The sequence below is a fragment of the Brucella sp. BE17 genome (assembly GCF_039545455.1).
In the GTDB taxonomy this organism is placed as follows: domain Bacteria; phylum Pseudomonadota; class Alphaproteobacteria; order Rhizobiales; family Rhizobiaceae; genus Brucella.
Genome location: NZ_CP154468.1, coordinates 544772 through 558633, shown reverse-complemented (window position 1 = coordinate 558633; position 13862 = coordinate 544772). Strand labels below are relative to the sequence as shown.

The window sequence follows — 13862 nt, the reverse complement described above, 5'->3', positions numbered from 1 at the left end:
TCAAGGGCGGCGCGGCGGTCAGATTGTGGGAGAAGTCAGGAGGAAGGCCAATCAAACACTGGCAACTCACTTAGGAACGCTTCGACAGAAGGTTGCTCGCGTTCGCCCGATTGCACCTTGTCGAGTTCCGCCAGCGCATAAGACCAAACCTGATCTCGCCAAGCGACGAAGGCTTTTGCCTCGGCTGCCCATTCTGGCTTCGTGGAATTGACATAGCTCGCAAAGGTAGCACCGCTGTCATACTGGCGCTCACTGGCCTTGCTGTCGATCAATGCCTGTATAGCTTTGCGGTAGGTTTCGACCGCTAACGCCATGGCGTCGGCTTGGCGTTGCTCGGCTGTCACTATGATTGAAGCGTCAGGCGTCCACATTGGCAATTTCCTCCTCATCGATTGAAGGCAACTTAACTTCACCGTCATCCTCGGCTGTGATCGGTTCAGGGGTTTCAACACCCATTCGTGACCGTCTGTAGGGGAGGATAAGCGTGAGATGGATCACTCCGGCCTTGTTTTCGACAGGGCCGACAATCCAATCGCAGGGAACAGAACCTGCCGGGATGACATCACCATCATTCAGCGGATTGAAGTTGAACAACTCACCATTAATACGAAGTCGGTCGCCGTTCGTTTTCTCGACCGTTAATGCCTCATTGCGAAGTTGTGGAGAAAAATAAATCTTTATCATTATGACAACCCCACCGCAGTAAGGAGAATAGTTCCTGTGGCCGAGCTACTAATACTACCTCGAAACGCCATGGTAAAAGTTGAAGGAGTTGGCCTGTTAATCATACCTGATACAACATTTAGTGCATCGTTATTATTTGGAGCGTTAAGAGAAGAAAATTGCCCTAGTATACTCGTGAAAGAAGCGGGAAGAATCCACGATTGATAAGAAGATGAATTAAAATCTGGTGTAACCGTCCTAAAGCACCACGTTAAACCGTTCGGATATCTGACATATGTTCCGTTAGAATTACTACCGTACTCACCCGAAATGTATCCCCACGCCCCCCATGTTCCATCGTTCGCAGACACCCTTACTGCCATAACGGGATTGGCTGATGCTGAAGCTTGATAACTGGTGGCTACTTGTCGCTTTGATTGCCCGGTGTACGTTCTTTGGGTTTCTATCCACCAATTTGACACCCCGGCAGAAGCGGGAGTGTTAGGAAGGGTGGTGGCATAAAGGCCCCTATCGCCGACAACGGCAGAATTTAAATCAACGCCCGTCGATCCCGGGTAGTATGTGCCGTACGTGCTCAACGACATTTTCGCGATACTATCACCATCGAGCGGATTGATCAGCACAGGCTTGGCACTGGCATCAGTAGCCAGCCATTTATTGGCGACAAGATCCAGCGCTGCAAACGGACCCAACGTTTCGTTCGCCTCATAAAGCCCAGCCTCATTGCCAACCAGCACCGTGCCTTTTTTTACCGGGATATCTGCGATATTCGAAAGAACGCCATTGCCTAGAAGCTCGATTAGCATTGTTGTGCGCGCCGTTACACGCGCACCATCTGGCAGGTATTGCGCACGGTATGGCGCGTTGGTCAGACTTGTGCCGGTCCAGGATTCAGTGAGCGTCAATTGTGTGTTGCTATCGACGCTGGCAATCACTGCCGTCAGGTTCTGGATTTGCAGTGTGTCACCGGCACGAAATGCCGCCGCCTGAAACAACGTTCCCGTCCCTGTGACAGTCGCTGATCCATTGGCAAGCGTTATCGTTCCCGATACATAGTCGGGTAATACAGCCATGATTTTCTCCTGAAGGATTTTGAAAGGCTTGCAATTAGTCCTGCGGAATGCCGAAGATGTAATAGCGGACGCCTATCGGGTCGGGGTTTTGATGAACGTAGCTGACCTTGCCGCCATCCAATTTCGTATCAGTCCATTCGTCGGGGTTCGCCCATATAGACACGCTATTATTGTTGACGCGCCCAAGCATCGACCGATTGGAAGGATAGCCCCACCCCGTGCCTGAATTATATTTGATTTTCATGTAAGGCGGCGTCCAGGCATTCGGATAGCAAATCGAGAATTTCAGGTAAGGCAGAAGCCCATTGTTCTCGAATGGAAGATCAACCCGGCGTTTCCCATAATAGCGAGCTTCATTCGCATCTGTGACCGTTGCGAAAGACCCTAAAGGCACATACCCCTCCCGCAGGATATGCAGCGTGGGATAACGGCTGTCGAAAAGGATGTCGTTCGGCCGTGATGCAGGATCGCTTGTACCCGGTTTTTTGAACTGGATATAATCCTGTGTCCCATCATTGCCCTTGAACATGACCTGATTTCCACCAGATGACGTTCCTGCCCGATCAACATTCGACACGAAATAGCGGATATCGACTGCGGCAGTTCCTTCGTTGTAGACGGTGATACCATTGGAGGCCACGCGATAACTTAAATCAAACCGCTGATCCTTGACAAAGCCGCTTCTTATATAGCCGGGAACATACCATTCCTGATCTGTGAGCTTGTACATGAAATCAAGAACGGCTGTATCAGAGAGGATAACCCCCGTAGGTGCAGCCATGAACATCGATTCATTCTTCGGAATTCTTCGCTCACCCGACATGACGCACAGCGCAGGCGAAAAGTTGCTGTCGATGATGGTCTTGTTCATCCCGGTTTCGTTGATGGAAAATCCGGGACGCATAAGCTTGAACCGCGTCGGGCTAGCTTCGAAACCTACGAGGTTAGGCACATAAGAATATGTCGGCATCGGAGTGGCGTCAGCCGGCAGATTGTAGATGTTCGGGTAAAGCGTGTAGTCGCTTACGCCATCTTTATAAACCAGCTCTGCTTTGTGAACGACTCTCTCGCCTATTCCTAATAGGCCCGATAATTCATTAGGTAGAACGCCGTTATATAAGTTCGCAGTTCCAAATCCCGTGACCCTGCTGGTAACTGTGTTGAACTGGTATTGTGTGACGTATCCTTCCTCTCTGCCGACTTCACCAACATCAAGGGTCAGAAGTCTTGTCCCAGCCCTGATCCTTCCATTGCGGACCTCCCGCAATTCTGAAATCGGTGGATAGCTTATCTCTGGGTAGAGTACATTGTATCTGACCGCCATTCTGGTAGTTCGCCAAAATGAAGCGTCAGTCATAGTTCCAACGATTGTTCCACCATAAAGAGAAAACTGCGACGGCAGAGTGGAAGTAAATGCCGCTGTAAAAGCAAACGCTTCCGACGCATAGGTATAGGTCAGATTGGTATTTTCAGAATTGAATAGATACCGATCGAACGCATTGTTCGGGAGTGTCATTGCGTTGTCGGCATCGTGTTTCAGGCACTTCAAGACTGGACCAACACCGGGTTTATGCCCCAAAACAGTCTGTGTCATGTGAGCATCCTGATAAAGGCATTGTTACCGTCACCGCGCAACTCAAGCTTTCCGTTGTCGGCAATCAAGCGATTAAAGCGAAGCGTCCCAAGGCGAACATTCTGCATGACCACTTCATTGTTGATGACGGCAAAGGGATAAGTATATGTCCCGTTCCCAGTCGGGCTGGCGATGGCAAACATGTTGGCAAGAACGACAAATTCAGCTCCTGCCGAGGTGACATTGACGAACCAGCCGCCTTCTACCCATACGCCATTCCTTCCCAGTCGGGCCATGGCTGAAATCTTCACCGAGTTGCCGCCGCTTCCAACTGCTGACGTCATACGCCACGCAGCCGATGCAAGAGTGCCGTCGATAGAAGCGTTCACTTCGGTAAGCGCATCTGCAACAGCATTCACATCACCGACAACACCATCGACACGAGCGCGCATCAGGTTGATGACACTCGCACCGGTTTCGTCCCAAAGCTGGGTATCGATCTTGGTCAGTTGCTGTCCAATGGCACTATTTGGACCAGTCGCAACAAGGATATCTTCCTCCCACGAGGCCTTGGCAGTTCCATAGGTGCTTGCAAGCTGGCGGTTCAGCCTCTGGATGTTGGCGTAATTCTTCATGGCGTTTTTCGCGCCAGAGGTTGCGTTTTCTTCAGCCTGCCGTTTCAATTCGCGCAGATCGTCATTCATGTAGTTGATCATGTCGCGCGTTGCCCGGTCGAAGCGAGCATAGTCGACCTCGCTATCATCACCGGCTTTCATGGTAGTAAAGGCTTGCGCATGTGACCAAGCAACAGAGCGCCCGTTGTCGACACGAAGGCGAGTGCGGACAAACCAGTCAGTGAGCGAGGTCAAGCCTTCGGTGAGCGTGACCACTGTCACGTCCCAGGTGACGAACTTCTTGAACACCTGTGTCGGATCGTTGGCCGGCCAATATTCAATATCGACACCGACGACAGAAATATCCTCAATCTCATCCCACCGCAGCTGAGCACCCGGAAGCGAACCGCCGCCATCTGCAACCACAACAATCGGCATGACGCTGAAGTTCTGCACTTCCGCCAGATATTGCGGCGGTGGCACCACGATGATGTTCGGTGGATTGGTCTCGTAAGCAGTCGGATCAAAGACGCCATTACTGATCTGCTGCATGGAAATGCTGACATCGCGCGCGCCATCGGTATTGATACCGCCTAGCTGGCGCGTGAGAACCTGGAACGTCCGGTCGCCGAACTCCTTGCTGTTGAAGCGGACCCATCGGCCTTCCTTGACGATATCGAGAAACTTTGGATGGATCGTGCCGTCACACGACGCCTGATAGCGTGCGCCGCGAATGGCGATATCGGCAAGACGGTCCACCTGTCGCGGATCCGTAACCGCACCAAAAGGAATGGCACTGGCAAGCGTTTCACGATCCTCGGCCAAAGCGCCTGCATCAATACGGGTGGCTGCGTCTTTCGTCTCGTAAAAATCGTCTGGAGAAACATAAGAGGCAGCAACGGTATTGATCAGATCGGTACGCTTACGCTTGACGGAATAGCGAAACGGCGCTCCAATCTTGAAATCTGCATCCGTCAAGGTGGCGACAATCGCCTGCGGTGCACCCGCGATCGGGAAATCACCATCAACCCGCTGGACCCAAGACCCGCACATAGCCTCGAGGATCGGCGTCAGGTTCGCATCATGATTGGCACCGGGGCCATCCTTGGCGATGGCGTGAGCACGATAGCGCTTTGAGCCGTCCGGCATGATCTCGTCGCAGATATTGGCAGCCTGGGTATATTCGGCTAGCGGTATACGACTTGCGCGCACGGCTTTCCCGACCATACGCTGTCCACCATTAAAGAAACCGCGCTCCAGATTATAAGCATGCACAGCCGGGTTATCTGAATATTCCCAAGTGTTCTGGTCATTCCACCGATGCGGTCCATTGCCGCCAACTGTGCTATCCTTGCGCCAGTCATATTCCGGCGCGCCCCTCACCTCGAATAGAAGCTTTGCGGGCGACGTGAGACCATCAGCTTGAGATGCCCGATAAGATTATTGATGTCCTGTGGTATCTCGTTATCTTCTAGAGTCTGAAGATGAACAGTTTTCATTGGCGTGCTCATTTCGCACCGCCTTTACCAAGAGCGGTTCCCGCCTCGATCAGCCATAAGCCCAGTTCGATGGCTTGCTGCGAGGAAATATCAGTGCCTAATGACTGACCTATCCCCACCACAGAATCGCCCGCCCACGGGCTGTCTATCTCTAAGCTGATCCTGTGGCCATCAATCGCGCAGCATACTTCGACATCAAGCATGGCCGTCACGATCTACGTCCCTATACAGATAGCTCCATTTCCTTTGATCTTTATATAGGTCTCATCACCATGCCATGACCCAGATGTTGATCATTTACAAATTTGCGCCTGAGCCGCAATCTGGGGCGAGTAACGAACAATCCACCAGTTCACTGTTGCGAGGTCAACGTCCACGCCGCGTTCAGCGATGATTTGCTGAATGTCACGATAGGAAACCGGCTAACGGACATAAAAGAAGACAGGATAAAAGACGGCTCCTTTGGAGGAGTGGGCTCCTCTGAAAGCGACGGCCATCAGCTCTCATCTCGATTAGCCATCCGCGCCAATCGGGACAATATAGTGCATCAGCAGTGAAAATTCCCGTCAGAACCGTTGTGAATGGCAGTTACAGTTTTAACTCCTATTGTGTCGACTTCGCCGTTTTCCTTTTCAGCCGATGTTGATCGGCGTGTTGAAAGCCATCGACGGGAACCTAACCTGGAAGCCGTCGAACCAACCGCTTCGTTTCTCTGTCAAAGCAATAACCTGTGAGAATAAAGTAGGTCGATCTTATTATTGGACGGCCTGTTTCGTGGCTCCCATAGTGGCACCGTCGGGCAATGATTCCGCTCCTCCCAAGCATCACTCAATCCGTTGCAGAACAAATATGGGGAACAACAATGTACAAGACACTTACGCACCAGCTGATACTTTTCGCCCTTGCCGTGGCGACCATGAGCGGCCAAAGCTTCGCTCAGGGGTTCGATACATCCTCGATAAGGGTCGAGGGAGCCCTGGCGACCCGCTTACCAGAAAAGATCAAGGCAGCCGGCGTGCTGACGATCGGGTCTGATACTGCCTATGCACCCTGGGAGTTCCTGAGCGAAAAAGATGGCCAGACGCCAGAGGGCATCGACGTCGATATTGCCAAAGCCATCGGCAATAAGCTCGGCGTCAAAATTGACTTCCAAACATCTGCCTTCGAAGCAATTCTTCCGGCTCTTGGCACCAAGTTCGACATTGGTGTCTCGGCTTTCTCGATTACCAAAGAGCGCATGAAGGCGGTCAATTTCGTCGCTTACGCCAATACGGGCGCGTTGTGGGCTGTAAAAGCTGGAAACCCAACGGGCTTCGACCCCGCCAAGCTCTGTGGTCGGAAAATTGCTATTCAATCTGGCAGCCTCTTCGAGAAAGCTGTTCTTACGGAGAACCAGAGTTGCAAGTCGGAAGGACAGCCGGAGATAGAGGTACTCCCGTTCTCTAAGCAACCCGATGCGCTCACACGCGTTGCAGCGGGCGGTGCTGATGCGACCGTGTCGGGAGAGGCTGGCACTGGCTATGCGGTTCTCCAGTCGAGAGGTCAATTCGAGACGCTGCTACCCGCGTCTGAAGCCCTGAACGTGCGCGGCCCGAACGGTATCGCTATCGCCAAGTCGGATATGGCATTGACCGAACTTATCGCCGATACGATTAACTCCCTGATTGCAGATGGAACCTACAAGGAGTTGCTCGATTCCTGGGGTGTCGGTTCCGTGATCGTGGACAAAGCTGTGGTGAACCCTGATGTCAAGATCTGAGCAGATGGCCACCAACGTTGAAAATATTGGACCCAGTTTCCAGTCGGCTCCCTCCGGACAGTCGACAGTCACGCGCAATATCGTTGTCCCGCGCCGTCACTCCAGCCGTTGGCTCGCCGTCGCCATCCTGACAATTCTGGGGTTGCAGATCGTTCAGGCTGTTTCAGTCAATCCCAATTTTCATTGGGATGTCTACCTGACCTACCTCTTTTCCCCGCAGGTCATTCGCGGGGTCGGTTGGACGCTGCTTTTGACAATCGTTGCCATGACGGTTGCGATCGTGGTCGCGGGCCTGCTGGTAATCATGCGTGACAGCGACAATCCCATTCTGCGTGGTATCGCCTATGCCTGGGTGTGGTTCTTCCGCGGAACCCCGATCTATACGCAGCTGTTGTTCTGGGGTCTCTTTGCGGTTCTGTTTCCCAATCTGAGCCTTGCTATCCCTTTTGGCCCAGAGGTGATCAGCATCGAAACCAAATACATTGTTACGCCAGCCATGGCGGCTATCCTCGGCCTCGGCTTCAACGAGTCCGCCTATCTAACGGAAATCTTCCGGGCAGGGTTCAACTCGCTTGATCGTGGGCAGGCCGAAGCGGCGCAGGCGTTGGGCATGAAACCAGCGAAGATCTGGTGGCGAATTCTCATGCCCCAAGCGATGCGGGTGATCATACCGCCGACAGGAAACGAGACCATCGGCATGCTGAAGATGACGTCTCTGGTCCTCGCTGTGCCGTTCACCCTAGACCTGACATTCGCGACCAATGCGATTTCCAACCGTCTCTATCTGCCCATCCCGCTGCTTCTGGTGGCAGGCACCTGGTATCTCGCCATAACCAGCGTTCTGATGGTTGGTCAGCATTTTCTCGAGCGCCATTTTGGTAAAGGCGTCTCCAATCACCCGACACGGGCGGAATAGGCCATGAATACACATGTTTCCGAGTTCTGTGTCGAGATGCAGAACATTCACAAATTCTATGGCATCGTTCATGCACTGAAAGGTGTGGATCTGCGGGTGCGGCGCGGTGAAGTCTGCGTGGCCATTGGCCCGTCTGGCTCCGGAAAATCGACGTTGCTTCGATGCATAAATCAGCTGGAGAGCATTTCGGCCGGTCGCGTTTTTCTGAAGGGCGAATTGCAGGGTTTCACCGAGCGGAACGGCCGCTTTCACACTCTTGCGCCGGGGCAGATTGCGGCTCAGCGGCGGTTAACAGGCATGGTGTTTCAACGATTCCACTTGTTTCCGCACATGACCGCCCAGCAAAACGTCATGGAAGGACCTCTGCACGTCAACGGCTGGTCACGAGAGCAGTCGAGAAAAAAGGCCGATGATCTGCTGAGGCGAGTAGGACTGGATGGCTTTGGAAACCGGTATCCGGCGCAGCTTTCTGGCGGCCAACAGCAGCGCGTCGCCATCGCTCGTGCGCTTGCAATGGAGCCTGAGGTAATGCTGTTCGATGAGCCAACTTCGGCACTCGATCCCGAACTGGTCGGGGAAGTGCTAGACGTCATCAAGGATCTGGCATGCAGCGGCATCACAATGGTTGTCGTTACACATGAAATCGGCTTTGCACGCGAGGTGGGAAATCATCTCGTCTTCATGGATCAAGGCCAGATCGTCGAGGAAGGTGACCCGCGCACCATGCTTTCCAGTCCGCAGAACCCGCGCACTGCCGCCTTTCTTTCCAAAGTGCTTTGAGGCGGGCATGACTATGAAAATGGGAATGCACTCAGATCGCTTCACGCAGCACTCGGATGAAGTCCTCCAGAATTGCGGACGAAAGACGATTAGGGGGAGTGATAAGAAGTGTTCGGAAGTGAAGTGCTGGCTCGAAAGGCCGAAGTGTCAATCCGTGGCCTTCGTAAGGTTCCGCCGTCAACGGGTTGACGAGGCCGACGCCGATACCCGCAGCCACCATAGCGCAGATCGTCGTCGAGTACGGCGTCTCCATCACCGTGCGAACAGCCACGCCTTCTTTTGCGAAGGCAATCTCTGCTTCGCGACGGGTCGTGTCTTCTGGAGCGAGCGCCACAAAGGCCTGCCCCGCAAGATCGGCCGGTCGGATGACATCGAGGGCTTCGAGCGGATGTCCTTTGGGCAACGCGACGGCCACGCGGAACTGGACGAACTCCTCGACCTCGACGCCGGTTCGGTCGATTTCGTCCGCAACCACCCCGAGGTCAAACTGGCCGGATGCCACGAGGTCCCGCACGTTGGACGACATACGTGCCTGGAATGTAACCGCGATATTCGGGTGGGCCTGCATGAAGGCGTGAAGAGCGCGAGGCAGGACATTGGTCGACAGGGCGGAAAGGCAAGCGATCCTGATTTCGCCGGAACCGTAATCCCGAATGCGGGCAGCCGCACCGCGAAGATGGCTCAATCCCAGAAAGGCCTGTTCGACCTCCCGGAAAAACAACTGACCCTCCTGGGTCGGATGCAATCGCCCCTTGATCCGCTTGAAAAGGTCGAAGCCAATCGAACGCTCCAGCTCCTGGATCATCTTGCTGACGGCAGGTTGGGAGACATGCAGTACCTCGGCGGCGCGTGCCGTCGTACCATTCGTCATCACTACCCTGAAGACTTCTACTTGTCTCAGGTTCACCGGCTTCCCCCTACATCATCAATTACTTCAGCGAATAGCAGTAGCACAGAATCGCTCGTTTCGGAATTGGATTCCGCAAGCGTGCCCCGTTTCTTCCGAAAGGCTTTTCCATGAGCGATCTCACCCAATGCGTCCTCACGCCCGAAGTACCGACGGACGGTTTCACGCCGCTCGGCGTTGGCGTCCATCGTGCCTCGACGATCGTCTTCAAGGATGCTGTGGCCTATGCATCGCGCGGCGAACGTGGACGCGAGGGCTATTCTTACGGCCTCTACGGTACGCCGACCACGCGCACGCTCGAAGCCAAACTGACAAGCCTTGAAGGCGGAGCCTGGACATTTCTGACCCCGTCTGGGCAAGCAGCCAATGCATTGGCTGTTCTTCCATTCCTGGCAGCCGGCGATCACATTTTGATCGCCGACACCGCATATCCGCCGATGCGCGATCTGGCGCAGACAGATTTGCATCGCCTCGGTGTGGATGTCGAATTCTTCAATCCCCGATCATTGGAGGATGTCACCTCCAAGATACGAAAAAAGACCCGGATCGTCTGGTGTGAAAGCCCCGGTTCGACAACGATGGAAATCCTCGATCTGCCAAAGATCGCGGCCATAGCTCATGAGCATGGCGCTCTGGTCGGTGTCGATAATACCTGGGCGACACCACTCAATTTCAAGCCGCTCCAGCATGGCGCAGATATCGTCACCGAAGCGCTTACCAAGTTCGTATCGGGCCATTCCGATGTGCTTATGGGCTCTATCACAGTGCGGGATACCGCCCTGATCACGCCGATCCGTTCGCTGATAGGCCGTATGGGCATCGGTGTTTCGCCGGACGACGCTTCGCTTGTGCTTCGCGGCTTCGAGACGCTCAGCGTGCGCCTGCGCCATTCGGAGCGTGTTGCGCTCGATTTCGCGCGCAGGATCGAAGGCCACCCTCTCGTGACGCAGGTGCTTCATCCAGCCTTAGAAACCTTCCCTGACCATGAGCTTTGGAAGCGAGATTTCCTCGGCTCCAGCGGTGTTTTCAGCATTGTTTTCACGGAAGCGGCATCAATCCACGTCGCTGCGTCTCTCGACGCGTTGAAGACCTTTGCCATCGGCGCTTCCTGGGGTGGCACGCGGAGCCTCGCAGCCCCTATGTCCATTGCTGGCTCTCGCAGTGCCACCGCTTGGAACAGTCCGGACGTCATCCTGCGCCTCAGCATCGGACTGGAGGATGAAGTCGAGCTCTGGGCGGACGTGGAGCGCTTGCTCGCCTCCCTCGAAGCCAGGACCGTCGAGTCTGCAAATGCGGCTTCGCTAAAAACGGTCCATCACGGCTGATATCGGAAAAAATCGTTCAGGAGTCGAGGAAGGAAAAGGCGTGCCAAAGACAGAAAACGTGCTGCGGGATATCGACGAGAAGTTTGATATCACTCTAGGCAAGCTTCTTGAGCTGGTTTCGATCCCGTCGATCTCAAGCGAGCCTTCCAGCGGAGAAGGGATATCGAGGGCGGCGGAATGGCTGCGACAGGAGCTTTCAACCATTGGGCTAGCGGCTAATGTGATCGAGACGAAGGGGCATCCCGTGGTTCTCGCCCGCTCCTCCAAAGCTTTAACCGACAACAAGCCGCGCCTGTTGTTCTACGGGCACTACGATGTACAGCCCGTGGGTGATCTCGGCCAGTGGACACACACGCCCTTTGCGCCGACTGTCATCAAAGAGGATGGCCTCGACAGATTCTATGGGCGCGGCACCTCCGACAGCAAGAGCCAACTCTGGACCTTCATCGAAGCATTGCGGGCATGGAAAAGTGTGAATGGTGAATTTCCCGCAGACGTCATTGTCATGCTGGAAGGCGAGGAAGAATGTGGATCGCCGAGCTTGCCGGATTTCATCAGTGCATACCGAGAAGACCTCGCCTGCGATGTTGCCTTCATTTGTGATGCAGAGATGTGGTCGGCGGAGCAACCTGCTATCACGACCCAGCTCAAGGGCCTCGTCCACGAACGTGTTACGATCTCTGCCCCAAATCCAGACCTTCATTCGGGGCATTACGGTGCGGTCGCCGTGAACCCGATCAGAGTTCTGAGTACTATCCTCACAAGCCTGCATGACGACAAGGGGCGTGTTGCCATAGACGGCTTCTATGATGGGGTGTGCGACATCCCCGACGCCATACGTCACCAGTGGCAGGAGTTATCCCAGCAACCGGAACTCTTCGCCGATGTCGACCTCGCCGGAGGCATCGTTGAGGAAGGCTACTCGCCGATCGAAGCCATGTGGGGTCGCCCGACCGTCGATATAAACGGCATTACCGGTGGCAATCAGGGACCGGGTGAACGCTCCGTCCTGCCGGGGGCGGCAACCACACGGCTGTCCTTCCGGCTGGTCGCCGGCCAAACGCCAGAAATGATCCGCCAGCGGTTCCGCAGCCATGTCGAACGGATGGTGCCGGAGAGTTGCCATGTCGAGTTCGAGGGCCAGGGCGGCAGTTCCGCAGTCATACTGTCGCAGCACAGCCCCTATTTAAAGGCTGCGACCCGGGGGCTTGAGAAGGAATGGGAAACGCCGGTCATTCTACGCGGTACAGGTGGCGCCATCCCCTTGGTCGAACAGCTCAGCGAGGCCTTGCAAACGGAATGCGTGGTTATCGGCTTTATTCTGCCTAGCGATGCTATCCACGCTCCTGATGAGCGCTACGATAGTGAGCGCCTTCGCCGCGGCGCAAGAAGCTGGGTCAGGATCTTCGAAGAGATACGGGCGCGGTTCCAAGTCGGGCCTAGGTGTTCAGTCCCCGCATCTGGTGTATCGGATTTAGGATGAAGCGATCTGGCTCTGAGGTCCAGACGTTATAGATGTATCCTCCTGGCCCAGCATCAATGTATAGACACAGAAGTGGCTTGTGTTTTCAAAAGCATGAAAACACAAGCTTTCAAGATTAACGCAGAAAACAAGTGTCGTTTGCGTACTGCTGACGCTCAAGACCACCGAAGCGGTGGTCTAGCATGTTCATGTCTGACTCCCGCTGCTCGGCCAGAACTAGGCCGAAAGCTCTCTTCTGATGATTTCTGCACCTGCACTTAAAGCGTCCAGTTTGCCTCGAGCTACTTTCCGAGGTAGCGGAGCCATCCCGCAATTGGTGCATGGATAGAGCTTGTCGGCATCAACGAACCGAAGTGCCTTTCGCAAAGTGCTGGCGACTTCCTCCGGAGTTTCAACCGTTTGAGTTGCGACGTCGATGGCCCCTACCATCACCTTTTTGCCTCGAAGGAGTTCAATAAGGTCAATGGGAACATGCGAGTTCTGACACTCTAGCGAGATCAGGTCGATATTCGACTTTTGTAGTTTGGGGAAGGATTCCTCATATTGACGCCACTCGGATCCCAGGGTCTTTTTCCAATCAGTGTTGGCCTTAATGCCATAGCCATAGCAAATATGGATGGCAGTTTCGCACTTAAGACCTTCAATTGCCCTCTCCAGGGTAGCGACACCCCAATCATTGACCTCATCAAAGAAGACGTTGAATGCCGGTTCGTCGAACTGGATGATATCGACGCCGGCAGCCTCCAGTTCCCGGGCTTCTTCATTGAGTATCCTTGCGAATTCCCACGCCAGTTTCTCACGGCTTTTATAATGGGCATCATAAAGCGTATCGATCATAGTCATAGGTCCCGGCAAGGCCCATTTGATAGGTTGCTGAGTTTGCTGACGTAAGAACTTAGCGTCTTCGACAAAAACCGGCTTTGGACGCGATACAGCGCCAACAACCGTCGGCACACTCGCATCGTAACGATTGCGGATTCTGACCGTTTCACGCTTTTCAAAGTCGACCCCGTCGAGGTGCTCAATAAACGTCGTTACAAAATGCTGGCGCGTTTGCTCGCCGTCACTGACGATATCAATGCCAGCCTGTTGTTGATCGTCCAAAGACAAGCGCAGAGCATCTTGCTTGCCCGCAATTAATTCATCATCCTGCAACTTCCAAGGCGACCAAAGTTTTTCAGGTTCTGCAAGCCAAGAAGGCTTTGGCAAACTGCCGGCGGTCGACGTAGGCAATAGTCTTTTCATGATA

General features: G+C 54.1%; 13 protein-coding genes and 1 pseudogene. 5 read left to right on the top strand and 9 right to left on the bottom strand.

All coding sequences use genetic code 11. The annotated features are described in order from the left end of the window. Positions 1-35 precede the first annotated feature (35 nt). The 7 genes and pseudogenes from AAIB41_RS13950 to AAIB41_RS13920 form a co-directional block, all read right to left on the bottom strand. Positions 36-371 carry a hypothetical protein gene (locus AAIB41_RS13950; RefSeq protein ID WP_343315881.1) on the bottom strand — a complete coding sequence of 112 codons (336 nt, stop codon included), beginning with the start codon at positions 369-371 and terminating at the stop codon, positions 36-38. Next, complete coding sequence (locus tag AAIB41_RS13945; RefSeq protein WP_343315880.1) at positions 358-684, bottom strand: hypothetical protein; 327 nt, start codon at positions 682-684, stop codon at positions 358-360. Before AAIB41_RS13945 ends, AAIB41_RS13950 begins: the two co-directional genes overlap by 14 nt. Then, complete coding sequence (locus AAIB41_RS13940) at positions 684-1757, bottom strand: hypothetical protein (protein ID WP_343315879.1); 1074 nt, start codon at positions 1755-1757, stop codon at positions 684-686. Before AAIB41_RS13940 ends, AAIB41_RS13945 begins: the two co-directional genes overlap by 1 nt. Positions 1758-1791: 34 nt before the next feature. Then, positions 1792-3351 carry a hypothetical protein gene (locus tag AAIB41_RS13935; protein ID WP_343314885.1) on the bottom strand — a complete coding sequence of 520 codons (1560 nt, stop codon included), beginning with the start codon at positions 3349-3351 and terminating at the stop codon, positions 1792-1794. After that, positions 3348-5327, bottom strand: a complete 1980-nt coding sequence (locus AAIB41_RS13930; RefSeq protein ID WP_343315878.1) for a hypothetical protein — start codon at positions 5325-5327, stop codon at positions 3348-3350. Before AAIB41_RS13930 ends, AAIB41_RS13935 begins: the two co-directional genes overlap by 4 nt. Before the next feature lie 124 nt (positions 5328-5451). Next, positions 5452-5655, bottom strand: a complete 204-nt coding sequence (locus AAIB41_RS13925) for a hypothetical protein (RefSeq protein WP_343316140.1) — start codon at positions 5653-5655, stop codon at positions 5452-5454. After that, positions 5648-5940, bottom strand: a pseudogene (locus tag AAIB41_RS13920) (DDE-type integrase/transposase/recombinase); the annotation flags it as partial. The pseudogene AAIB41_RS13920 and the gene AAIB41_RS13925, both read right to left, overlap by 8 nt. 365 nt (positions 5941-6305) lie before the next feature. On the opposite strand from AAIB41_RS13920, the gene AAIB41_RS13915 reads away from it, so the two are divergent. Genes AAIB41_RS13915 through AAIB41_RS13905 form a run of 3 tightly spaced genes read left to right on the top strand, consistent with a single transcriptional unit; the run spans position 6306 to position 8898 of the window. Then, positions 6306-7202, top strand: coding sequence for an ABC transporter substrate-binding protein (locus AAIB41_RS13915; RefSeq protein ID WP_343315877.1), 897 nt, complete (start codon positions 6306-6308; stop codon positions 7200-7202). Positions 7203-7206: 4 nt separating this feature from the next. Further along, positions 7207-8118 carry an amino acid ABC transporter permease gene (locus AAIB41_RS13910; RefSeq protein ID WP_343315876.1) on the top strand — a complete coding sequence of 304 codons (912 nt, stop codon included), beginning with the start codon at positions 7207-7209 and terminating at the stop codon, positions 8116-8118. Positions 8119-8121: 3 nt separating this feature from the next. After that, positions 8122-8898 carry an amino acid ABC transporter ATP-binding protein gene (locus tag AAIB41_RS13905; RefSeq protein WP_343315875.1) on the top strand — a complete coding sequence of 259 codons (777 nt, stop codon included), beginning with the start codon at positions 8122-8124 and terminating at the stop codon, positions 8896-8898. 31 nt (positions 8899-8929) lie between these two features. Here AAIB41_RS13905 and AAIB41_RS13900 read toward each other — a convergent pair whose 3' ends face one another. Continuing rightward, a complete protein-coding gene (locus AAIB41_RS13900) occupies positions 8930-9805 on the bottom strand; it encodes a LysR substrate-binding domain-containing protein (protein WP_343315874.1) in 876 nt (291 codons plus the stop codon). 110 nt (positions 9806-9915) lie between these two features. Here AAIB41_RS13900 and AAIB41_RS13895 point away from each other — a divergent pair, with 110 nt between their 5' ends. Together AAIB41_RS13895 and AAIB41_RS13890 are read left to right on the top strand one after the other, a co-directional pair. After that, on the top strand, positions 9916-11130 hold the full coding sequence (locus tag AAIB41_RS13895) for an aminotransferase class V-fold PLP-dependent enzyme (protein WP_343315873.1): 1215 nt from the start codon (positions 9916-9918) through the stop codon (positions 11128-11130). Positions 11131-11170: 40 nt separating this feature from the next. Beyond that, complete coding sequence (locus AAIB41_RS13890; protein WP_343315872.1) at positions 11171-12613, top strand: M20/M25/M40 family metallo-hydrolase; 1443 nt, start codon at positions 11171-11173, stop codon at positions 12611-12613. A gap of 216 nt (positions 12614-12829) precedes the next feature. On the opposite strand, the gene AAIB41_RS13885 is transcribed toward AAIB41_RS13890, so the two are convergent. Further along, positions 12830-13858 carry a methionine synthase gene (locus AAIB41_RS13885; RefSeq protein ID WP_343315871.1) on the bottom strand — a complete coding sequence of 343 codons (1029 nt, stop codon included), beginning with the start codon at positions 13856-13858 and terminating at the stop codon, positions 12830-12832. Positions 13859-13862 lie beyond the last annotated feature (4 nt).

What these genes read in the sequence shown, in the direction of transcription:
- AAIB41_RS13950 (WP_343315881.1), bottom strand. Translation starts at nt 371, where the DNA reads ATGTGGACGCCTGACGCTTCAATCATAGTGACAGCCGAGCAACGCCAA.
- AAIB41_RS13945 (WP_343315880.1), bottom strand. Translation starts at nt 684, where the DNA reads ATGATAAAGATTTATTTTTCTCCACAACTTCGCAATGAGGCATTAACG.
- AAIB41_RS13940 (WP_343315879.1), bottom strand. Translation starts at nt 1,757, where the DNA reads ATGGCTGTATTACCCGACTATGTATCGGGAACGATAACGCTTGCCAAT.
- AAIB41_RS13935 (WP_343314885.1), bottom strand. Translation starts at nt 3,351, where the DNA reads ATGACACAGACTGTTTTGGGGCATAAACCCGGTGTTGGTCCAGTCTTG.
- AAIB41_RS13915 (WP_343315877.1), top strand. Translation starts at nt 6,306, where the DNA reads ATGTACAAGACACTTACGCACCAGCTGATACTTTTCGCCCTTGCCGTG.
- AAIB41_RS13910 (WP_343315876.1), top strand. Translation starts at nt 7,207, where the DNA reads ATGGCCACCAACGTTGAAAATATTGGACCCAGTTTCCAGTCGGCTCCC.
- AAIB41_RS13905 (WP_343315875.1), top strand. Translation starts at nt 8,122, where the DNA reads ATGAATACACATGTTTCCGAGTTCTGTGTCGAGATGCAGAACATTCAC.
- AAIB41_RS13895 (WP_343315873.1), top strand. Translation starts at nt 9,916, where the DNA reads ATGAGCGATCTCACCCAATGCGTCCTCACGCCCGAAGTACCGACGGAC.
- AAIB41_RS13885 (WP_343315871.1), bottom strand. Translation starts at nt 13,858, where the DNA reads ATGAAAAGACTATTGCCTACGTCGACCGCCGGCAGTTTGCCAAAGCCT.